The sequence below is a fragment of the Haloferula helveola genome (assembly GCF_037076345.1).
GTDB classification, from domain to species: domain Bacteria; phylum Verrucomicrobiota; class Verrucomicrobiia; order Verrucomicrobiales; family Akkermansiaceae; genus Haloferula; species Haloferula helveola.
Map to the genome: position 1 here is coordinate 1,853,384 of NZ_AP024702.1, position 19,801 is coordinate 1,873,184.

Consider the following 19,801-nt stretch of genomic DNA (forward strand, 5'->3'; position numbering starts at 1 on the left):
CAAATGCGACGAAAAGCCGACCCTGCGCGGCCGACACGGAGTGTCGATCCCGCGACGTCGGGGCTAGCCCCGATAGCCCCGACCTGTCGGGGCGTATCGGCCCTACGGGCGAACATTTCATGAAATGTTCGGGCTAGACGCGGCCCACTCGCGATGCACCCGGGTCAGTCCGAGGATCATCACGACCTCCAGCCACACCGACACCAGATCGACAACGGTGATCACGTGATCGAATCCGGTCGGCGCGTTGGAATAGGTGTCCCAGTCCTCCATCGGCGCGTTGAACGCCCAAAAGATATACGCGACGGCCAGCACGATGATTCCCATCGCCACCAGCCACCACGCCAGCACCAGACCGACGCTGGTCCCCGACACCCGGCTCGCCTGCATCAGTGCCTTCGCCGGAATCCACAAGTTCACGATCGGCACGAAGTACGAACCCACGCCCCAGCCCGGCGACACCGTCTGGGTTCCGGGATCCACGCTCTGGGCGTTCTTCAGCACCCGGTAGCTCCAGCAGAGGAAAACGATCACGTTCGCCAGATAAACGAACCCCGAGATCTGCGCTTCGACCCCATCGAGAATTCCGACCGACAGCGAGTCCCGCCCGACCGTCGTCAGCCAGATGTGGTCGACCAGATCGATCAGAGTCGCCACCACCAGCAGCCCGATCGACCAGCGGGAGAGCGACGTCGGATCACTCACCTGCACGCCCTCCGGCACCTTCCGCTCCTCCACCACCACGGCCACCTCCGGCGGCGAATACGGGTCCAGCTCACTCACCCCGCCACCCCACCGAAGTCCTCCACCCCTGTCCAGCTCCGGATCGTTCCCGAAATCTCCCCACTTCGACGTTCGATGTTGGACGTTCGATGTTCGATGTTCCCAAGATAGCCCCGATGCCCGCCGCCCGCGTCCTCATCGACGGCCCTTCCGAGCTCGTCTTCGACTACGCCATCCCCGACGGCCTCCCTGTCCAGCCCGGCTGCCGGGTCCGCGTCCCGCTGCGCAACAAGAACGCCACCGGCACCGTGCTCGCGGTCGCCTCCGACGACGCCACCGCCGACCTCGGCTTCGCCCTGCGGCCGCTGCATTCCCTCACCGACCCCGAGCCGCTCATCACGCCCAAGCTGCTCGAGCTCGCCCACTGGATCGCCAACTACTACGGAGCCAGTATCGAAAGCGTGATCCGCGTCCTCGTCCCCGAGGCCGTCCGCACCGAGGACAACTCCGCCAAGACCCGCAAGGCCGTCGTCCTCGAATCGCCGCCCGACGAGGAAACCCTCGCCCAGCTCGCCAAGCGCGCTCCGAAGCAGCACACCATCATCACCCTTCTCACCCACGCCCCGGAACACAAACTGCCTCTCACCGATCTCGGCACTGCCGCCGGCACCAGCGTCAAGTCGCTCGAGAAGAAGGGTCTCGTCAAACTCATCGACCAGGAAGTCCGCCGCGACCCCGAAGCCGACGGCACCGACGAGATCCTCCCCACCACCGACCTCAAACTCTCCGACGAACAACAAGCCGCCCTCACCGCCATCCTCGCCAGCTCAGAGGTAGGGACGACCGCCCCCGGTCGTCCGCCCGCGGAACCCGAGAATGGACCGCGGATCTCCGAATCCGCATCCCCCACCCCGGCCAAAGGCCGCACTCCCCCACTTCCTACAAGTCATGCCGCAGGCACCCCGATAAAGTCGGGGCTAGCCACTGCCGCGCAGCGGCCGATCTTGCTCCACGGCGTCACCGGCTCCGGCAAAACCGAAGTCTACCTCCAGGCCGCGCGCAAGGTCCTCGAATCCGGCCGCACCGTCCTCGTCCTCGTCCCGGAAATCTCCCTCACCCCCCAAACCGTCCGACGTTTCCGCGCGCGCTTCGCCGACATCCAGGACCAGGTCGCCGTCCTCCATTCCAACCTCAGCCAGGGCGAGCGCTTCGACGAGTGGCACCGCATCCGCAAGGGCAAGGCGCGCATCGTCATCGGCGCCCGCTCCGCCGTCTTCGCCCCGCTGCCCGACCTCGGACTGATCCTCGTCGATGAGGAACACGAGAACTCCTACAAACAGGACCAGATCCCCCGCTACCACGGCCGCGACGTCGCCGTGCTCCGCGGCCACCTCGAGGGCGCCACCGTCGTCCTCGGCACCGCCACGCCGTCGCTCGAGTCGTGGCAGAACACCATCGACGGCAAGTACCAGCTCCTCCGCCTCACCCAGCGCGCCGACGGCCAGAGCCTGCCGCTCATCCGGGTCATCGACATGCGCCTCGAGTCGAAGAAGCAGAAGTCCAAGGACACCTTCCTCTCCGAGCGCCTCCGCTCCGCCATCACCGACCGGCTGGAAAAGAACGAGCAGACCATCCTCTTCCTCAACCGCCGCGGCTTCGCCCGCTCGCTCCAGTGCCCGGCCTGCGGCCATGTCTGCCAGTGCCCGCACTGCGCGCTCGCTCTCACCTACCATCGCACCGACGACCGACTCATCTGCCACATCTGCGGCCACCAGGCCGTCGTCCCGCGGAAATGCCCCGAGTGCCGCGATCCCGCCATCGTCCTCCAGGGCTTCGGCACCCAGAAAGTGGAAGACGTCTTCCGCAAGGTCTTCCCCGCCGCCCGCATCGCCCGCATCGATGCCGACGCCCTGCGGAAAAAGAACGCCCTGCGCGACCTCCTCAACGCCTTCCGCGCGCGCAAGATCGACGTCCTCATCGGCACCCAGATGATCGCCAAGGGCCTGCATTTCCCCAACGTCACCCTGGTCGGCATCCTCAATGCCGACATCGGCCTGCACGTCCCCGACTTCCGCGCTGGCGAGCGCGTCTTCCAGCTCCTCACCCAGGTCGCCGGCCGCGCCGGCCGCGGGTCATTGGAGGGCGAGGTCATCGTCCAGACCTTCACCCCGCACAGCCCGAGCATCCAGTTCGCGCGCCACCACGACTTCGACGGCTTCGCCGAGCAGGAGCTCGAAATGCGCCGCCAGTTCTACTTTCCTCCCTTCACCCGCTGCGCCGTCCTCACCAGCCGCTCCACCCACGAACGCCGCGCCGAGTTCACCCTCGAAACGCTGCATCGCCGGCTCAAGGAAGACCTCCCCCCCGGCATCGAACTCGGCGAACCCTTACCGAGCCCCTTAGTCAAAGCCCACGGCCAATTCCGCTTCCAGCTCATGCTCCGCGGCCCGAAAGCACGGACGCTCACGAAGCACGTTCAGCAGGTTCTGGCAAAGACCAGCCTCCCCGAGGACGTGACGGTCGTCTTTGACATGGACGCCCTAAGCTTCACCTGATTCTCCCCTTCGGCTTTCGATGTTGGGCGTTCGATGTTCAATGTTTCCTTCCGTCGTCTTCGACATGGACGCGCTGAGCTTCACCTGAATTCAAGCGTGCCCCCGAAGGTTCGTTCTCAATAACCGACCCCTTTCGGCCGCTTTTCACTCCCTAACCATCAGTTCGTCCGGTCCGCGAAGCGTGATATCCCTTTGTCAGATTGTATTGGATACTGTTGTAGTTGTTCCCCAACCCATCCCAGTCCCGGTTCTCCAATGGACCGACGTAGTTCGGCGCGTTGCCTGTGTCGCCCGCGTTCTTCAGGAATTCGGTGCGACGGTTGATGAAGGTCTTGTCGGAGAACTTGCCTGCCTTCCCCTCAAAGGAAACGATGCAGTCGTTGAGGATTGCCGTGTTCCCATCGTGATTGATGCGAACTCCGGTCTGCTCCTCGGTGACTGAATGAAAGGTGCAGAAATTGAACGTGAAGGCCGCTTGCCCTGACTTGGCCGGGATCATCACCTGCCCGCTTCGATTGTTGACGGCAATGCAGTTGTTGACGGTCGCCCCGTCGAACCAGATCTTATACCCGAGCCGACTGTTTTTCACGAAGCAGTGCTCCAACAGAAGCTCGGAAGCCTTGAGATCCATTGCGGCATCCTGATTGCCATATGCGATGCAGCGCCTGAGCACGACGCCTACATTGCTCTTCTCGAATTTGAAGCCGTCACCCTGCTCGTAACTCTCACGTCCATCCTCGTCATTGTAGTAAGTAACGCAGTCTTCCATCAGGATATCCGTGTTGGGTGGCGTCTCGCTGCCCTTCACGTGGAAATCAAAGCCCACCGGATCCGAACACTTCTCCTTCCAACTTGCCGGGGGTGGCTCCTCGCCTCCCGTTCCCGGGCAGTCGGCAACCGAGCCGCGCACGACCACGCCATCACAAGCACCCACCCAGTGGAAACCGCGGCGATTGTACTTCGCTACACTGCACCGTTCTACCAGCAGGTCGTCACAATCCACGAATGAAAGGCCAGCCTTGCTCACGTCCGAGACCGAAATCCCTCGGAGAACCATCCCGTTGTTCTCCCCGGCACATACCACGCCCACTTCACGGCGCTCGACGATCAGGTTCTCAAGCGTCACGAAACTGGTGCCTTTGGTGACAAGAATGGCCGAACTGCTTCTCACCTTGTTGCCCGAGATGAACGCGGGGAAACCATGACCGCGATCCACCCCTGAGATGCGGATCCTCCTGTCTTCTTCCCCGCTTTTGGAGAGCCGAAGCTTGAAGTTACCATAGCTCTTGGCCGATGCAGAGTCGGGCCCGCCGATAAGAACGGTGTCTCCCGCATCGATCCGCTCGCTGAGCGTTTTCTCGAGGGCGGAGGCGGGCAATGCGCTCTCCCAACTTTCGCCGCTCATCGAACCGCTGCCGGATACAGTCACATGATACGTATCGGCCATCGCCGGAATCCATGCCAACAAGGCAGCTCCAAACATCAATTTTGTGGAACACATCGTTCTTCTGGATCTCAATGGATTTCTGAAAAAGGTGAGCCAACGTTACTCGATGCCTGGCCTCGTTTTTTCCTGTTTTCTTTCTTCCCTACCTCCTCTTGCTAGTCATCCCCAAGGACTTCGGCCGCGACTCGCTCGAAGGCGAGGTCACCGTCCAGACCTTCACCCCGCACATCCCGAGCATCCAGTTCGCCCGTCACCACGACTTCGACGGCTTCGCCGAGCAGGAGCTCGAAATGCGTCGCCAGTTCCACTTCCCCCCTTTCACCCGCTGCGCCGTCCTCACCAGCCGATCCACCCACGAACACCGCGCCGAGTACACCCTCGAAACGCTGCACTGTTGCCGCAAGGAAGCCCAACCTCCACGCCTCCGGGTTCAAGTGGCATCTCCCAAATCATTCAGTGGGAATCCTTCAGATGATGAAGCCAAAACAGTGAAGGCTCCATTCTGTCCCCCACTGCCGACGAGGCAGTAGGCCTTGCAAAGCTTTCCGTGCCTTTGTGCAAACCACTTTGCGATCTTCAGTGATTTCGAGGACAGCTCAGGAATCTCAAGTTCGATTGACTCATCTGGATCAGGGAGTGATCGAGGGAAATACTCAGCAATTGTCTCTGCCCAAGCACCTGCAACAAGATCTGGAATTGCACAGAGATCTTCAAAGCACATTTCCAACTGGTCGTTAGCCATGCGCGAAGCGGCTTGTACCACTGCCTGTCCACGATGCCCCGGCATATTCCTAGCTCGAAGCGCCTTGAGCCACTGGTTAAGATCCAGCATTCGTTCATGGCTTCCGGTGAAATCATCATCATCCGTAACCCAGAAAACTCCCCTCCACTTGCCAATCAAACCGCCAACAAGAAATGTATGCAACGATGAAAGCATCATCATCTTTCTCAAAGACGCATCTTTCCAACGCACACGGCCAGCTCCTGCCGCTTGGATTCTAGCCATTTCCTCGCTTGAGCAGAACACTTCGACACTTCCCTTCGCAATCGAGAAAGTAAACAAGACTCCTTCCATGTGATCGGCAGCTGCCAAGAATTCCGAGAGCGCCTGTCTCCTGTATTGATCGTTCAGACCTTTGAACGACATTGTTCTACCGTCCACTAGCCACTTTTTCCTGACCTTGATCCGCATCTCGTCCCACTCTCGAACGGCATTAGTGGGAACTATTAGGAAGGTCGCTGTGAAGTAAGGTCGTAGCTTTGTTCCGCCGCTGTAATCTGAAGCGCATACCAAGTCGAAACCTCGAAGATCTGGAAACTCCACCCCGCCGGCGACCATCAGCGAATTCAACTGCTTTGACAACCGGTCTAACCAATAGGGCACCATTCCAGATTGTTCTGTCCACACAGCCGGAGGCTAGCCGTCCATTGTCCAACTCCAGAAGCACAAATCGGATTCCCCTCGATGTCGATTGGGTGAACCCCTGCGGACGACGGTCGCGTCAATGAGGCCTCAATGAGGTCAGTTCTTCTCGATCAAAGGGGGCCGTCAAAGGGGTCTGTCAAAGGGGTCTGTCAAAGGGGTCTGTCAAAGGGGTCTGTCAAAGGGGTCTGTCAGAGGGGTCTGTCAGAGGGGTCAGTCCGTGATTCGTCAGAGGGGTCTCAGAGGGGTCAGTCCGGGGTCTCAGAGGGGTCAGTCCGTCTCAGAGGGGTCCTCAGAGGGGTCAGTCCGTGATTCGTGGCGTTCACCCAATCGACAGGACTATTCTTCAATCCGCCGGGCATCTGGACGGAAATCTGGACGCAAACTTGACTTTTAGTCGTTTGACGCAAAACTGGACGCAAACTTGACCGTCCAGCATGCCCTACGAGCCCGTCTTTACGGTCACTCCCCTCCTGCTGTCGCGGGTGGAGGAGATCACGGCGTTGCGCGAGAGGATTCTCGGGGCGTCGGTGGAGCTTTCGTGGATCCCTGCGCTGCAAAAGGACACCCGGACTCGCAACGTCCACGCCTCCACCGCCATCGAGGGAAACCCGCTGACTCTGGAACAGGTCCGGGCCCTGGCCGACGGAAAGGAACTCGCCGCTGGCGACCCGCGGTCGGAGCGCGAGGTCACGAACTACTTCGCCGGCCTGCGCTACGTGGAGCAACACGTCGGCGAGGTGCGGATCGGACACGAGAACCTGTTCGGGTTGCACCGGATCCTCGCCGGCGAGGTGATGGATCAGGGTGAAGCGGGCCGCTACCGCACGATCGGCGTGAAGGTCGGCCGTCACCTGCCCCCGGGTCCCGACGAAGTTTCGCCGCTCATGTTCGAGTTGCTGACCTGGTGGAACGACGAGGCACCCGGGCTTTCGCCGATCCTAAGCTCGGCGATTCTTCACTACCGATTCGAGCACATCCATCCGTTCGCCGACGGGAACGGTCGGACCGGTCGCGCGCTGGCGTTGTGGGAACTCTACCGGCGTGGGTTCGACACCCACCACATCTTCTCGGTGGACGAATACTACTGGGAAGACCGTCCGGGCTACTACGCGGCGCTCGATGCCGTGAGGCTCGCGGGGGAAGACCTCTCGGGCTGGTTGGAATACTGCGCCGAAGGCCTACGGCAGACGCTCGAAAAAGTCTGGTTGCGCGTCCAACGCCTGCGGGTCGAGTCCCCGACCAAACTGATCCTTAGCCCCTCGCAGGGGCGGGTGCTGCAGCTCCTACGGGATCACGGCAGCATGGCCCCCGCCAACCTGCGCGAGGCGATGGATCTGTCGAAACAGGGCCTCATGAACGTGCTCAATCCCCTGATCGATGCCGGTCTGGTCGAGAAAGTCGGACCGCAACGCACCGGTCGCTACGCACTGACCCATCCGTGAAAGTCGAAGGGCTCAGTCATGAATGGTACTGCGTTGAGGGCTGTTTCGGTCAGAAGTCGAAAGTCTTAGAGTCGAAAGTCCGAGTGATCCACCCACTACGATGATGAGAGATCGCTCGAGCAAAGATACTTTTTGACCTTGGACCTTCCGACCTTCGACCGCCCATCCATCCGCACCCTCTCTTCCCAAAACACACTTAAGGAAGCGTCATTCGGCTCGGTCCTCGCAATCTAACAATACATGACGTTGAAGAGCTCAACCCCACAGATCGGAAAGTCGCGCACGGATGGGGTGGACTTCGCCGGGCGGAGAACCGGACGCTCCATGGTCCTTTCGCGTGCTGCCTTCGACGTCCTTGAGATTGCAGGCGTCCTCCATCCGGTCATAGAACTCAAACGGTGACGCCCGCCGGAAGCCGGGTGAACGCAGGCCCTGCCACGTTCGCTTTTTGGGAACGGACCTCTTCCCCCTTTGTTCAATCTCCATGAAACCCGCATCACGCCTCATTCCATTCGCCGCCGCTCTCGCTATCCTGTCTTCCGCAAGCCCGACATGCCAAGGGGCAGAGGAGACAAAGGACAACGTGCTGTTGATCACCATCGATGACCTGAACGACTGGATCGGCTGTCTTTCGGACCAGGGAGAGTCCGCAGTGAAGGACGGGCGTCTGACCGGGCGCGGGCATCCGCAGGCGAAGACGCCGAACCTCGACCGTCTGGCCAAGCGAGGTGTGCTTTTCACCAACGCCCACTGCCAGGCGCCGATCTGCCGGCCCTCGCGGACCAGTTTCATGTCGGGACTGCGACCATCGACCACGGGCATCTATGGCAACCGGCCGCAGTTCGATGGCAAGGGCTCGCTGCAACCGGGTCGACAGGTCCCGTGGATGACCAAGCGCTTCGAGGCGGCGGGATACGAAGTCTACACGGCCGGAAAGATCCTGCATGGCAGCGCCAACAAGCCGCTCGGCGGCACACCGTGCTTCAAGACCAACCAGGGCCCTTATCCGCCGGCCAAGCTGAACGTGCCGAAGGAGATCACCCCGGCGCCGATCTGGGACATCGGCATCTATCCGGAGAAGGAAGAGGACTACACCGACCTGCGGATCGCCAAGTGGACCGGGACCGTTCTGAGCAAGCCGCATGCAGACGGTGCCAAGCCGCGTTTCATGGCGCTGGGCTTCTACAATCCTCACCTGCCGCTCTTCGCGCCGAAGCGGTGGTTTGATGCCGCACCGACGAAGGAGAAGGTGGTGCTCGCCGCCGAGCGCGAGGACGACATGGAAGATCTGCCGGACATCGCCCGGCGCGTCAGCAGCCGTGTGAGCTACGCGCGCTGTGCCGAATGGGCGATCGCCGAGGAAACCAACCTGCGCACGCTGACCCAGGCCTACCTGGCCTGCACCACCGCCATGGACGACGCACTGGGTCATGCGATCGACGCACTGGATGCCGGTGACCTGGCGGAGAACACGTGGATCGTGGTCTATTCCGATCACGGCTGGCATCTCGGCGAGAAGCAGCACGTCGCCAAGCAAACGCTGTGGACGCGCTCGACCCGCGTGCCCCTGATCATCGTGCCGCCCAAGCGGATGAAGGACACGCCGCGCGACGTACGTTGCGAACGCCCGGTCGAACTGGTGGACATTTACCCCACGCTCGTGGCGGGTACCGCCCTGCCTGCCGCGGAGACGGACCGGCAGCTCGATGGTCTGAGCCTGCTGCCGTGGATCCGTGATCCGAAGGCGGAGAAGGAGCGCCCCGCGCTGACGACCATCTATGCGGGCAACCACAGCCTCTGCGACACGCGCTTCCGCTACACGCTGTATGCCGATGGCAGCGAGGAGCTCTACGACCGCGAGAAGGACCCCCACGAGTTCGACAACCTGATCGCGAAGGTCAGTGGCAGCGAAGAGCTCAAGGCGGTGGTCGCGAAGCTCTCGGCATGGATCCCTAAGAAGGAACCTCGCAAACCGGATCTAATCGATGAGGGAGTCAGGAAGTAGGACTCAGCGAGCATGACTTCGTTTTCGAAGCAATAGGGACATCTCAGAGGGACCAGTCCAGAAAGGGGGGCTAAAAGGGGTCAGTCCTCGCACTTTACCGATACCAAACGTTGAAGAGGTCAGCCCCACAGGTCGGAGGGTGGCGCAGAGATGGCGGGAGTTCGCCGGACGGAGAAGCGGACGCCCCGAACCTCCTTTCGTCATTGGATGCGGTCCCGACTTTCAAACCTTCAAACACACGACCCGCTCGACCAGAATGTCCCGCCATACGACAGATCCCGGAACCGTCGCGACGTATCCGCGTGTCGCACCGCTTCCGTCGACGACCCGCAATTTGAACCGATCGGCAAATCCCCGGCCAATGCCCGCACAACCCTCATTCGCGACATGAAGACCCTCCTCGCTTTCGCCTTGGCCGCTACCGCCGTCACAAGCCTGCCTGCACAGACACTACTCCTACGATCCGGGTTCGAGGACGGTACAAGTTTCGAGAAGTGGAAGGTCCTTGGGACCGATCGCAGCTTGAAACCTCCGAACGATTGGTCCGCGGCGGGTTTCGGACTCACCAGCCTCCCGGACGGAAAGAAGGAGAACCGCGCGATCGAGCGGGTCACCGACTCCTCCGATCCGAACAATATCGTGCTGCGGAATACCCATCGGAAGACTACGGACAAATTCTCCAAAACCGAGATCTACCGCTGGTCACCTTACCGATGGAGTGACGAGCTCTTCCTCAGGTTCAAGGTCCGGTTCCCGGAACACATGAAGCGGATCGAGCAATACGAGCCCGGGCTTCAGGATCACAAATGGTCGAAGGACTTCCTGGTTCTTACCGAATTCTGGATGGACGCGTGGCCCGCCCCGGAGGATCGTGTGAACCTGGCCCTATTCAAAGAGAAGGGCGTTGGAAAAACCCTGCATTGGGCGGTGTCGCACTCCGACACCTACAAGCATGGACACCATGTCCGCACTTGGCAGGATGTCTCCGAAGATGCGATCGAGTTCGGCCGCTGGTACACCATCGAGATGTATGTGAAAGTCGGGGATCAGGACCATGGCAAGGTGATCTGGTCCTATCAGCCGGAAGGAGGAAAGCGGGTCGAGCGAGTGGTGAAAAAGGAAACCCATGCCGCAGGCCACGCTCCTCCGAAGAACCGGATCAATGGCTTGGTCTTTTGCAAGCTCTACACCGGGCGTCCCCTCCTTGAGTGGATGACCGGACAAGCCGGGAGCCCGATGGTGAACGATTACGACGACGTCGAGCTGTGGAGCGGTCTTCCGTCAAAGAAAGGCGAGTGAGCAGGATCGGAATCTCGCCCACCGTGAGAAGGGGACCTCGTCAATCGGAGCGCTCGCCTATCGAAGCGGTCTGGGATCTCCGTGAACCTTACTTTCGTTTTCCGGCACCGCCCCCTTTGGGCTTCTTGCCGGTCGTCGCGCCTGCGGCGCCGGGTTTGTCGGCGCCGGGTGGCTCGTGATAGCCGGTGGCCTTGATCTGCTCGTTGAGTTCCTTCTTCAACTGCCGACTCAGTTCTCCGGCCGTGTCGGATTGGATCAGGTTGTCGGTCTCGTAAGGATCGGCTGACAGGTCGAACGCCTCGGTCCACTCGGGATGTCCGGGGTAACGCACCAGCTTGCCCCTCGTCGTGCGGATGCCCACGAGAGTGGGTGTGTTCTCAAAACGCTCCTCGAAGAAGTACTCCGCGAGGAACGACTTCCGCCAATCGACCTGCTCGCCGGTGAGCAATGGCACCCAGCTCTTCCCTTGCATGGAGTCCGGAACAGGAACGCCGGCAAGGTCGAGGAAGGTCGGCGCGAGGTCGATGTTCAGCACCATATCGTCGCATGTCCCGCCCTTCGGGAAGAGCTTCGGGTAACGAACGAGCATCGGGATGCGCAGGCTCTCCTCGTACATCGACCGCTTGTCTCCCAGTCCATGTTCACCCAGATAGTAGCCATTGTCGCTGGTGAAAACGATCACGGTCTGATCGGTCAGCTCGAGATCATCGAGGGTCTTGAGGATTCGTCCCACGCCTTCGTCCGCACCCGCGATGTGGCGCATGTAGTCGAGGTGCGGAGCGACAACCATCGGTCCGGCGGCCTGTCGCGTTAAGTCCGGTCTCGGTTTGGTTTGACCCGCCGTGGTCCGGTAAATCGCAGGGCTCAGGAGATTCGGTACGGGCCGGGATTTCTCACCCTTGAACAGGCTCCGCAGGCGTTCGGGGAGGTTCTCTCCGCCGCGTGGCCCGTGCGGAGATTTGAATCCCAGGATCATCGAGAACGGCGTGTCTCGGTGCTGCTTGATGAAATCGATGGCGTAATCCGTGGACACGTCATCAATCCACCCCTTGGTAGGCGTGGACTTGCCGTTGATCTCCACCGGGCAGTCGAAGTAGTGGCCTTGGCCGACAAAGCTCGCCGAGTAGTCGAACCCCGGGCGCTTTCCGCTCTGGGTGCCGTGGTGCCACTTTCCGATGTAGGCGGTCGTGTAGCCGGCGGCACGCATCAGGCTCGCGTGCGAAACGTTGTCGACCGGGAACGGCGTGTGGTTGTCGATCACTCCGTTGTTGTGGTTGTAGCGTCCCGTCAGGAACGCGGAGCGGCTCGGCGCGCACAGCGAGAGCGTGACGAACGCGTTGCGGAAGCGCACGCCCTCGGCGGCGAGGCGGTCCATGTGCGGCGTCTTGAGCCACGGGAAGCGGGCGGCATCACCTTGCTCGCGTTGGACCACTCCCATCGCATCCCAGCGCTGGTCATCGGTGTAGATGAAGAGGAAGTTCGGCTTGCGGTCGGCTGCGTTCAGGACGGTGGCATGAAGAAGGCATGCGATCGCGATGGTGATGGGTCGGGTTTTCATGCGGAGTGCACTTTTTGTGGGCTTTCCACGTTCGATAACACGCTACCCCAATCCGGGTTGTCAACAGGATGGGATATTCGGTGAGGTCAGTCCGCGATGACTGACATTCGCACCCGGATTCCCGGGCTGTGATCCGAGGTGGTCAATCGGCCATCATCCGTCCTCCCACTCCGCCGCAAGCTGCGCTAGGAGTCACCCCGATGTCGCCCGAATCCTCCGCCGCCGAGAAACCGCCGTCCCTCGTCGCGGGCCGCACCCTGGGGGCGATGGCCGCCTGGGGAAACGTCGGAATGGCCGCAGTCCTGATGCTCGCCACCCTGCCGGGGCGGACCCAGGGACTCGGGCTGATCACCGAGCCGATGCTCCGTGATCTGCAACTCGACCGGGTCGGCTACGCGAACATCAACCTGTGGGCGACCCTGCTCGGCTCGGCCGCGTGCCTTCCGGCCGGCTGGCTGGTTGACCGGATCGGACTGCGGCCGACGGCCGTCGGGCTGCTGCTGCTGCTCGCCGCGGTGGTCTGGCGGATGAGCGAGATGGCGGGCGGCGTGATGGTCGTGTTCACGCTGGTGCTGCTCACCCGCGCGATCGGCCAGAGCGCGCTGTCGGTCACAAGCATCAGCGCGGTGGGGAAGAGCTTCTCACAGCGCGCGGGCTGGGCGATGGGCGTTTACTCGCTACTGCTCAGCGTGTTCTTCGCGCTGGCCTTCGTGGTGGTCGGCGCGGTGGTCCGTGAGGACGGCTGGCGGGTCGCCTGGGGCCAGATCTCGATCGGACTGGTGGTTGTCGCGCTGCTCGCCGCGCTGTTTCTGCGCGAGCCGGAACGCAAGGCGCGCGGCCAGGCCCCGCTGCCCGGGATGTCGCTGGGCGCCGCGCTGCGCACCCCGGTTTTCTGGGTATGCGCCGTCGCCACCGCGCTGTTCAGCCTGGTGTCCTCGGGCTTCGGCTTGTTTAACGAATCGGTGCTCGCCGAGCGCGGTTTCGATCAACAGACCTTCCACCGCTTTCTGGCGGTCACCACCCTGTTCGCTCTGCTCGGCCAACTGCTCTGCGGCTGGCTCTCGCTGAAGTTCCCGGTCACCCGGCTGCTCGCCGTGGCGATGCTGCTCTATGCCGCCGGCCTGGCCTCGCTGCCGTTGCTGCACAGCCACGCGCAGTTGTGGATCTTTGCCGCCGGGTTCGGCGTGGCTGCAGGGTTCGTCACAGTGATCTTCTTCGCCGTCTGGGGCCTCGCCTTCGGCCGCGGGCGGCTGGGACGGATCCAAGGCGCCGCGCAGATGCTCTCGGTGTTCGCCTCGGCACTCGGACCGCTGCTCTACGCCCGCACCCACGCCGCGAGCGGCTCCTACGCGCCGCTGTTCCAGGTTCTGGCGCTGGTCGTGCTGCTGTCAGGCCTCGCGGCCTGGCGGATCCGGCTGGTGCCCTTCGACCGGGTGGGGTCGTAAAGGGTTCCGAGCGCAGGTTCCATCTGCCCGGGCGCGCTCGGGCCAGCGCCCCGTACTTCCCTCATTCTTCCACTGGCAAGACATGGCGGAACTCCTGCCCGCCTTTCACCGTGTAGCGAATCTCGTCGCCGGGTGAGTGGTTGAAACGGAACCATGCGATGAGTTTGCGGATCTCCATGTCGTCCTTCATCCCGTTGATCGCGACGATCTCCATCGACGGCCTCAGGCCGGTGGCGAAGATGGGTCGCTCTGCAGGCTTGGGACCCATCCACGGCTTCACTGAAAGACCCTGACCTTTGCCAAAGCGCGGCCCTGCCAGCGGGAAGAATCCCATGCCCGGCCCGTAGACGCCGTCGTAGACGGTCTTCCGCCACCAGTTCTCGGTCGTCCGCCAGCCGGACTTCAACGAAAGTCTTCCGACTCGGACGTCGCCGTCGCGCGTCCACGCGATCGGGACCGTCGTTGCTCCGGAATCGAGCCGGTGGAGCACGCCGCGGAAATCCGCCTGACCGAACAACCGCATGCCGCCCGCCATCCCGAGCCGGTCACCCGTCCTGAGGCCGGCGAGCTCGGCCGGACTGCCCGGATCGATGTCATTCACGAGAAGCCCGTCGTCACGATCGAGACGAATGCCGGCATTCTCCGGCAGCGGCCATTTGCCCAGCAGGTCGTCGGGCTTGAAAGTGTCGGACTCGAGAGTCTCGAGCGTCAGCATGTCGCCGACCTGATGGCAATGGAGGCAACTCCCGTGCTGGGGATGCGGGTTCGCCATGCCCGGGCGTTTGGCAAGAAGCAGCCGGTAGCCCTCCATGTCCTTCGGGCCCTTCGGTTCGGTGGCCGCGGTCCCGTGCGGCAGGTCGATCCCCCATGTCTCGCGACGCGGATCGTGATGATGTTCCAGCACACGCCGCAGCGTGTTGACGAATGCCGCCTCGCTCATCCGGGTCGTGTCGGAAACGTGATCCTTCCCTCCGAAGACCCCGTAGTAGTCGCCCTCCGGAGACAGGAAGTAGGCCCACCATGACAGGTCGAGATCCTGATGCGTGCGGTAAGGGAAGTAGCGTTCGTCGAGCAGGGAGGCATCGGTCAGGCGAACGGTCACGAAGCGCCGCAGCAACGGATCAAGAGCCTCGCCGCCATCGAGCACGGCCTGATCGAAATCCGCGCACTGCTTGCAAGGCAGGCAGCGCCATGTGACGAGCAACGGCCGACCGGTTCGCCGCGCCTCCTCCAGCGATTTCGGAAAGTCGTCACGCCACACCACCCGTCCTCCGGGATCGTCCGGAACCTCGCCTTGGGGTGGCCCGAGGATTTCCTTCCATGGGGCCTCCTCGGCAAAGAACGGCACGCTCCATCCGAACGTCGCCGCGACCAGCATGATCGGGATTTTCATCAATGAAGGATCTAGCCGGACTGTTCCACGAAGTGAAGCACGCGCTTCTTGCCGGCGACGGATGGCGAGAGGCAGGTAATACGGGATCCGCCGAGCGGAACGTCGGGGTGATTCGGCAAGAATTCCATTCGCCAGCTGCGGCGGGTCTCCCTATTCCAGCCCCCCACGATGCGCGCCACACCCGAGGCTCCCGACACCCCGCGACGCTGGCGACTGCCCGGCTGGCTCGCGCGCTACCGTGAACTCCCCCCACCCGTTCTCTGGTTCGCGGCCGGGCAGTTCATGATCAACCTGATCAACTCGACCCAGTTCCTCCTTCTGAACCTCTTCCTCAAGGCGAGGGGCCTCGACGATCCGACCATCGCCGCCCTCGGCTCCCACCGTTTCGTGGCCACGCTTTTTCTCGCGCTTCCCGCCGGGCTGTGGCTGCGCGGCCGGCCGCTGAGAAAGCCGCTGCTATGGGGCTCGTTCCTTTTCCCGCTGTCCGCACTCGTGGCCATCGAGACCGTCCGCCTCGGCCACATGCAGCTGGCCACCGTTTCGTTCCTGCTCATGGGCCTCGCCAGCCTGATGCTGAATGTCGGAAGCCTGCCGATGGCGATGCGTCTCACCCGCGGCGACCAATCGAGCGAGGCGCTGAGCCTTCTTTTCGCGAGTTGGGCGGCGGCCAGTGTCTGCGGTGGCGTGTTTGCCTCCGTGCTCCAGACCGTCGGCACCGTGCAGCTCGGCGGAATGGAGATCCGTTTCGACGAACACGCCACGCTCCTGCTCATGACGCTGGTCGCGTTCAGCGCTCCATTTTTCTACGCCCGGCTCCCGGACCCTCCGGTGAAACGCGATCCCACACGTCACTGGCTCCACATCGAGCGCTCCGACTGGGCCGTACTCGGTCGCGCGCTGATCCCCACCCTGTGCATCGCCACCGGCGCCGGCCTCAGCATCCAGTTCCTCAATCTCTTCTTCAGCCACGTCCACGGCATGTCTCCGGCGGCCTACTCCGCGTGGGGTTCGTTGAGCAATGTCCTCGTCTTCGCCGCAGGCCTGATCGTGCCCGCGGTGAAACGCCGCTTCGGCTGGCGCGGCGCGATTCTCGGCGTGCAAGGCATCGCCGTGGCGCTGCTCGTGGCCATGGGACTGACCGAACTCGTGAAAACCCTCGCGTGGGCCCTTCCCTTCGCGATCGGCTGCTTCGTCCTCCGGCAGCCGCTGATGAGCATGGCCGGCCCGGCGACCAGCGAGCTCACGATGAGCTACGTAGGCGAGCGCAACCGGGAGCTGATCAGTGCCTGCAACGGAGCGATCTGGAGCGGCGCATGGTGGCTCGCCGCCCGCACCTTCCAGCTACTACGCACCTACGAGATCCCCTACTGGCAGGTCTTCCTCGCCACCGCCGCACTCTACTTTGTCGGCACCGTCGCCTACCTCGCCCTGATCCGCAGTATCGAACGCCGGGGAGACGGGTGAGCGCCATCGGCCGGAGCCGCGCCATGCTTACGCGCAGCTTCCCGCAAGGGGTCACCTCTGCGGCCGCTTGAAGACCCAGACGCTGCGCGTTTCGTCGAAGAGACACAGCTCCCAGCCGTCGGCGCCAAGACGGTTGAGTTCCCTCTCAAAGGCGGTCGGGCTGCTGACCGAATTGCGGAGAGTCGTGTACTCCCACGGCCCGGAGGGTTGGGCCGGCGCGGCGGGTTCTGGCTTCGATTGGGCGACAACCCAAGAGATCCCCGCAGTGCTGAAAAGCAACACGGCGGCGGCGGACATGACCTTGTTTTTCATGATGGTGGATGAGACGACTTGAATCGACCGTTCCCGCTAGCAGTTCGTCCTCGGCAACTCCAGTCCGAAGCAACGGGTACTCCTGACCCACGTGGAATCCGCACAGCCGACTTTACGCGCTGGCTTGGAGTCCGCCTGCGGGTTCCGCCGATGACGCGTGGCCCGTGCCGCCATCGGAGGACGAACGGCGGCGATTACCTGCCCCATCCGAGGAGCGGACCTTCCGGCGCCAAGCGAAGAAGAGGAAGGCGGGAATCGCGGCGTGGGGTAGCCGCTGGAAGGTTTCGTGGAGGAAGACATCGGCACCCCAGTAGGGAGCGAGCAGTGACATGCCGGCGACGGGTCGGGCGGCAGCGGTCAGGAGACCCCAGAGGCAGGCGTAGGCGAGCGCGGGTTTGCGCAGCACGGGGATCAGGCAGGCCACGCAGATGACGAAATCGAGGAGGCCGACGATGCGCAGGAAGGTCACCGTTCCCCGCTCATCGAGTTGGAGAATCGCGTGAGTCATGCTCAGGAACGAACCGGGAATCTGAAACACACCCGCGGCAAAGAGTCCGTGTGAGATGAACACCGCCCAAAGAGCGACGATGGCTGTGACAAGTACTGCCGGAGACCGCGGGCCGCGAAAGATCGCGAGGCTGAGAAGGATCGGGCAACCGATCTGGCCCGCTTGTTCGATCCACAGGACACCGGACCGGTCATGGACCGCGATGCCGGCCGCGGTGAGACAAAGGACGAAGCTTCCGAGCCAAAGGAGGACGTGCGGGAATCGTCGGCGCCCGCTCACGAAAACCGCGGCAAGGGCGACGAGTCCGAAGAAGACGCCGATGATCCGCGAAAGGAGAAGAATGCGCTCCTCGGTCATGATCTCGTTGATCCACTCGATCCACTCGATGCCGAACATCTCGACGAACCCGAAGATGTCGGGATTCAAAAGCAGCGACGCATACGGCCCGGACCAACGCAGATGCTGCCATGCCCAAGCGGCGAAGCAGGAAGCCGTGGCCACGCGCAGCAGAAGGACCAAGCGCCGGTCGAGAGGGTTCGGTGAAACTCCCCCGTCACTCGAATCCGCAGGCATGGCGTCGGCCGGAGAACTCACGGCTGATGGCGGAGTTGGTCGCTCGACAAGGTCGTGGTGTGCAGAAGTTCGTTATCCAGATCGAACAGACTGCAGCTGACGGTGGCCGGCGACTTCGTCGTGTCGAAGGTCATTTTGGCGAAGCCGGGCGTCTTGTTGTAGCCATAGATCCAGGTCGACCCCTTGGCGTTCTGCGTGAGTCCGTGGACATGGACATTGGTCAGGCGCGAGCTCATGAAGTCGTGCAGAGCGTAGCCGTTCGGTCGTTCGGTCTTGCGGATGTCGAGCCGGTGCCGGTCGGCGGACAGCAGCACCACGCCGTTGATCGATTCCTTCTCGATGAAGCTGAACAACTCCTCGCGCTCGGCCGGGAAGCCGTCCCAAGTGTCGCGACTGCCGGGCTTCACGCCCGCGCTCCACGGCACCGAGGAAAGGATCACGTTGAACTCGGCCTCGGAGCCGGCCAGCGCTTCCTTCAGCCATGCCTTCTGAACCGGACCCAACATCGTGCCGCCGTGCAGGTCGCGGTAGTAGCGGCAATCGAGGAAGAAGAAACGCACCCTGGCGGTTTCGAAGTCGAACCAGCAGCCGGGTTGCTTCTCACCACCACCGTAGGACGGGTTGGCCCAGTTCTCGCGGAAGACATCCCATGATTCCCGCTTCCACGGCGGCTGGTCGATGAAGGGACCGGGCACGCAGTCGTTGAGACCGAAGTCATGGTCGTCGTAGATCGCGTAGGTCGGCGTCTGTGCGACCAAGGCGCGCCAGTCGGGCTGGCTCTGGCGGCGGTGATAGGTGTAGCGGTCGGTCAGGGTGCTCTGGATGTCGTCGATGTAGACATTGTCGCCGAGCAGGAAGAGCGCGTCCGGCTTTTGCTTCGCGATGCTCTTCCAGACCCGTTCGTTCTCCGCCGTGTATCCGGCACCTCCACCGAAGACGATGGTATAGCTGCCGGCTTGTTCCGCCGGGCCCGTGGTAGTGAATGATCCGGAGCCGGCCGGTTTCCCGTCCGAGAGGATCCTTACCTCATACTTCTGCTTCGGGGTGAGTCCGGTGAAAGCCGCGACGCCGGTGTGGTCGCCGGCCGCTTTCGTCGTGACCGTTTCCCGAAGTGTCTTGTCGCCCGCTTTCAGCTCCACCTCAACGGATCGCGGGCCGTTGGTGCGCAGCCAGATCCTGGCGCTTCCGTCGGTGACGGCGCCGATCATCGGGCCGTGGGTCAAAACAAGCGGGTGACCGGCAGCCCACTCCGCATACCCGGGAGCGGAGCGCAGGGCTTTGCCCGCTTCCTCCGGCATCGCCGCGATGCGGCCGAAAGGAACACCTCCATCCACCGCCTTCTTCGCCTCGTCGAACGCCGTGGCGCCGTCGCCCTGCAAACTCGCCGAGAGCATCCGGACGAAGTGCACCTCGCTCTGCTCGATCGGGCTGTTCATCCGTCCCGATTTGGTGACGAGCGTCTTCGCCGCCGCGTCGTACTTCTCCTGAGCCAGTTGCCGGACCGCGTTCCTGCCGGGATCGTGCTGGGCCCGCGCTTGCCCGGCTCCGAGCAAGGCGATCGCGAGAAGCGACGGAGTTGCAAGGTGCCTCGGATGCCGGCTGCTGAAGTTTATGAACATGACACCCGCTACGCGAGTTTGCCCCCCGGGGC

At 62.7% G+C, this 19,801-nt stretch carries 15 protein-coding genes; 6 read left to right on the top strand and 9 right to left on the bottom strand.

Going from position 1 to position 19,801, the window contains the following annotated elements:
* Positions 1-117: 117 nt before the first annotated feature.
* Positions 118-783 carry a DUF4328 domain-containing protein gene (locus HAHE_RS06755; RefSeq protein WP_338689646.1) on the bottom strand — a complete coding sequence of 222 codons (666 nt, stop codon included), beginning with the start codon at positions 781-783 and terminating at the stop codon, positions 118-120.
* Positions 784-899: 116 nt separating this feature from the next.
* On the opposite strand from HAHE_RS06755, the gene priA reads away from it, so the two are divergent.
* A complete protein-coding gene (gene priA / locus HAHE_RS06760) occupies positions 900-3,278 on the top strand; it encodes a replication restart helicase PriA (protein ID WP_338689648.1) in 2,379 nt (792 codons plus the stop codon).
* Between the two features lie 151 nt (positions 3,279-3,429).
* Here priA and HAHE_RS06765 read toward each other — a convergent pair whose 3' ends face one another.
* From HAHE_RS06765 to HAHE_RS06775, 3 genes are all read right to left on the bottom strand, one after another.
* Entirely contained in the window at positions 3,430-4,725 is a 1,296-nt protein-coding gene (locus tag HAHE_RS06765; protein ID WP_338689650.1) for a right-handed parallel beta-helix repeat-containing protein, read from the bottom strand.
* A 155-nt stretch (positions 4,726-4,880) separates the two neighbouring features.
* The gene (locus tag HAHE_RS06770) at positions 4,881-5,117 is read right to left on the bottom strand and encodes a hypothetical protein (RefSeq protein ID WP_338689651.1); all 237 of its coding nucleotides are present in this window, start codon (positions 5,115-5,117) and stop codon (positions 4,881-4,883) included.
* Between the two features lie 38 nt (positions 5,118-5,155).
* The gene (locus HAHE_RS06775; RefSeq protein ID WP_338689652.1) at positions 5,156-6,133 is read right to left on the bottom strand and encodes a hypothetical protein; all 978 of its coding nucleotides are present in this window, start codon (positions 6,131-6,133) and stop codon (positions 5,156-5,158) included.
* Between the two features lie 452 nt (positions 6,134-6,585).
* On the opposite strand from HAHE_RS06775, the gene HAHE_RS06780 reads away from it, so the two are divergent.
* From HAHE_RS06780 to HAHE_RS06790, 3 genes are all read left to right on the top strand, one after another.
* Positions 6,586-7,593: a Fic family protein gene (locus HAHE_RS06780; protein WP_338689653.1), complete on the top strand. Its 1,008-nt coding sequence runs from the start codon at positions 6,586-6,588 to the stop codon at positions 7,591-7,593.
* 484 nt (positions 7,594-8,077) lie between these two features.
* Positions 8,078-9,598 (top strand): sulfatase, encoded by a 1,521-nt coding sequence (locus tag HAHE_RS06785; protein ID WP_338689654.1) that lies wholly within the window; start codon positions 8,078-8,080, stop codon positions 9,596-9,598.
* A gap of 387 nt (positions 9,599-9,985) precedes the next feature.
* Entirely contained in the window at positions 9,986-10,897 is a 912-nt protein-coding gene (locus HAHE_RS06790) for a hypothetical protein (protein WP_338689655.1), read from the top strand.
* A gap of 88 nt (positions 10,898-10,985) precedes the next feature.
* On the opposite strand, the gene HAHE_RS06795 is transcribed toward HAHE_RS06790, so the two are convergent.
* On the bottom strand, positions 10,986-12,455 hold the full coding sequence (locus HAHE_RS06795) for a sulfatase (RefSeq protein WP_338689657.1): 1,470 nt from the start codon (positions 12,453-12,455) through the stop codon (positions 10,986-10,988).
* 200 nt (positions 12,456-12,655) lie between these two features.
* Between HAHE_RS06795 and HAHE_RS06800 the strand changes: the two genes are divergently transcribed.
* Complete coding sequence (locus HAHE_RS06800) at positions 12,656-13,900, top strand: CynX/NimT family MFS transporter (protein ID WP_338689659.1); 1,245 nt, start codon at positions 12,656-12,658, stop codon at positions 13,898-13,900.
* 61 nt (positions 13,901-13,961) lie between these two features.
* Here HAHE_RS06800 and HAHE_RS06805 read toward each other — a convergent pair whose 3' ends face one another.
* Positions 13,962-15,293, bottom strand: a complete 1,332-nt coding sequence (locus tag HAHE_RS06805; protein ID WP_338689660.1) for a thioredoxin family protein — start codon at positions 15,291-15,293, stop codon at positions 13,962-13,964.
* Positions 15,294-15,461: 168 nt separating this feature from the next.
* Between HAHE_RS06805 and HAHE_RS06810 the strand changes: the two genes are divergently transcribed.
* Positions 15,462-16,757 (top strand): MFS transporter, encoded by a 1,296-nt coding sequence (locus HAHE_RS06810; protein ID WP_338689661.1) that lies wholly within the window; start codon positions 15,462-15,464, stop codon positions 16,755-16,757.
* Between the two features lie 51 nt (positions 16,758-16,808).
* Here the strand turns inward: HAHE_RS06810 and HAHE_RS06815 are convergent, their stop codons facing one another.
* From HAHE_RS06815 to HAHE_RS06825, 3 genes are all read right to left on the bottom strand, one after another.
* On the bottom strand, positions 16,809-17,069 hold the full coding sequence (locus HAHE_RS06815) for a hypothetical protein (RefSeq protein WP_338689663.1): 261 nt from the start codon (positions 17,067-17,069) through the stop codon (positions 16,809-16,811).
* Between the two features lie 112 nt (positions 17,070-17,181).
* Positions 17,182-18,171 carry a hypothetical protein gene (locus tag HAHE_RS06820; RefSeq protein ID WP_338689665.1) on the bottom strand — a complete coding sequence of 330 codons (990 nt, stop codon included), beginning with the start codon at positions 18,169-18,171 and terminating at the stop codon, positions 17,182-17,184.
* Positions 18,168-19,769 carry an alkaline phosphatase D family protein gene (locus tag HAHE_RS06825; RefSeq protein WP_338689666.1) on the bottom strand — a complete coding sequence of 534 codons (1,602 nt, stop codon included), beginning with the start codon at positions 19,767-19,769 and terminating at the stop codon, positions 18,168-18,170. Before HAHE_RS06825 ends, HAHE_RS06820 begins: the two co-directional genes overlap by 4 nt.
* Positions 19,770-19,801 lie beyond the last annotated feature (32 nt).

What these genes read in the sequence shown, in the direction of transcription:
- HAHE_RS06815 (WP_338689663.1), bottom strand. Translation starts at nt 17,069, where the DNA reads ATGAAAAACAAGGTCATGTCCGCCGCCGCCGTGTTGCTTTTCAGCACT.
- HAHE_RS06805 (WP_338689660.1), bottom strand. Translation starts at nt 15,293, where the DNA reads ATGAAAATCCCGATCATGCTGGTCGCGGCGACGTTCGGATGGAGCGTG.
- HAHE_RS06785 (WP_338689654.1), top strand. Translation starts at nt 8,078, where the DNA reads ATGAAACCCGCATCACGCCTCATTCCATTCGCCGCCGCTCTCGCTATC.
- HAHE_RS06810 (WP_338689661.1), top strand. Translation starts at nt 15,462, where the DNA reads ATGCGCGCCACACCCGAGGCTCCCGACACCCCGCGACGCTGGCGACTG.
- HAHE_RS06790 (WP_338689655.1), top strand. Translation starts at nt 9,986, where the DNA reads ATGAAGACCCTCCTCGCTTTCGCCTTGGCCGCTACCGCCGTCACAAGC.
- priA (WP_338689648.1), top strand. Translation starts at nt 900, where the DNA reads ATGCCCGCCGCCCGCGTCCTCATCGACGGCCCTTCCGAGCTCGTCTTC.
- HAHE_RS06780 (WP_338689653.1), top strand. Translation starts at nt 6,586, where the DNA reads ATGCCCTACGAGCCCGTCTTTACGGTCACTCCCCTCCTGCTGTCGCGG.
- HAHE_RS06800 (WP_338689659.1), top strand. Translation starts at nt 12,656, where the DNA reads ATGTCGCCCGAATCCTCCGCCGCCGAGAAACCGCCGTCCCTCGTCGCG.
- HAHE_RS06825 (WP_338689666.1), bottom strand. Translation starts at nt 19,769, where the DNA reads ATGTTCATAAACTTCAGCAGCCGGCATCCGAGGCACCTTGCAACTCCG.
- HAHE_RS06765 (WP_338689650.1), bottom strand. Translation starts at nt 4,725, where the DNA reads ATGGCCGATACGTATCATGTGACTGTATCCGGCAGCGGTTCGATGAGC.
- HAHE_RS06795 (WP_338689657.1), bottom strand. Translation starts at nt 12,455, where the DNA reads ATGAAAACCCGACCCATCACCATCGCGATCGCATGCCTTCTTCATGCC.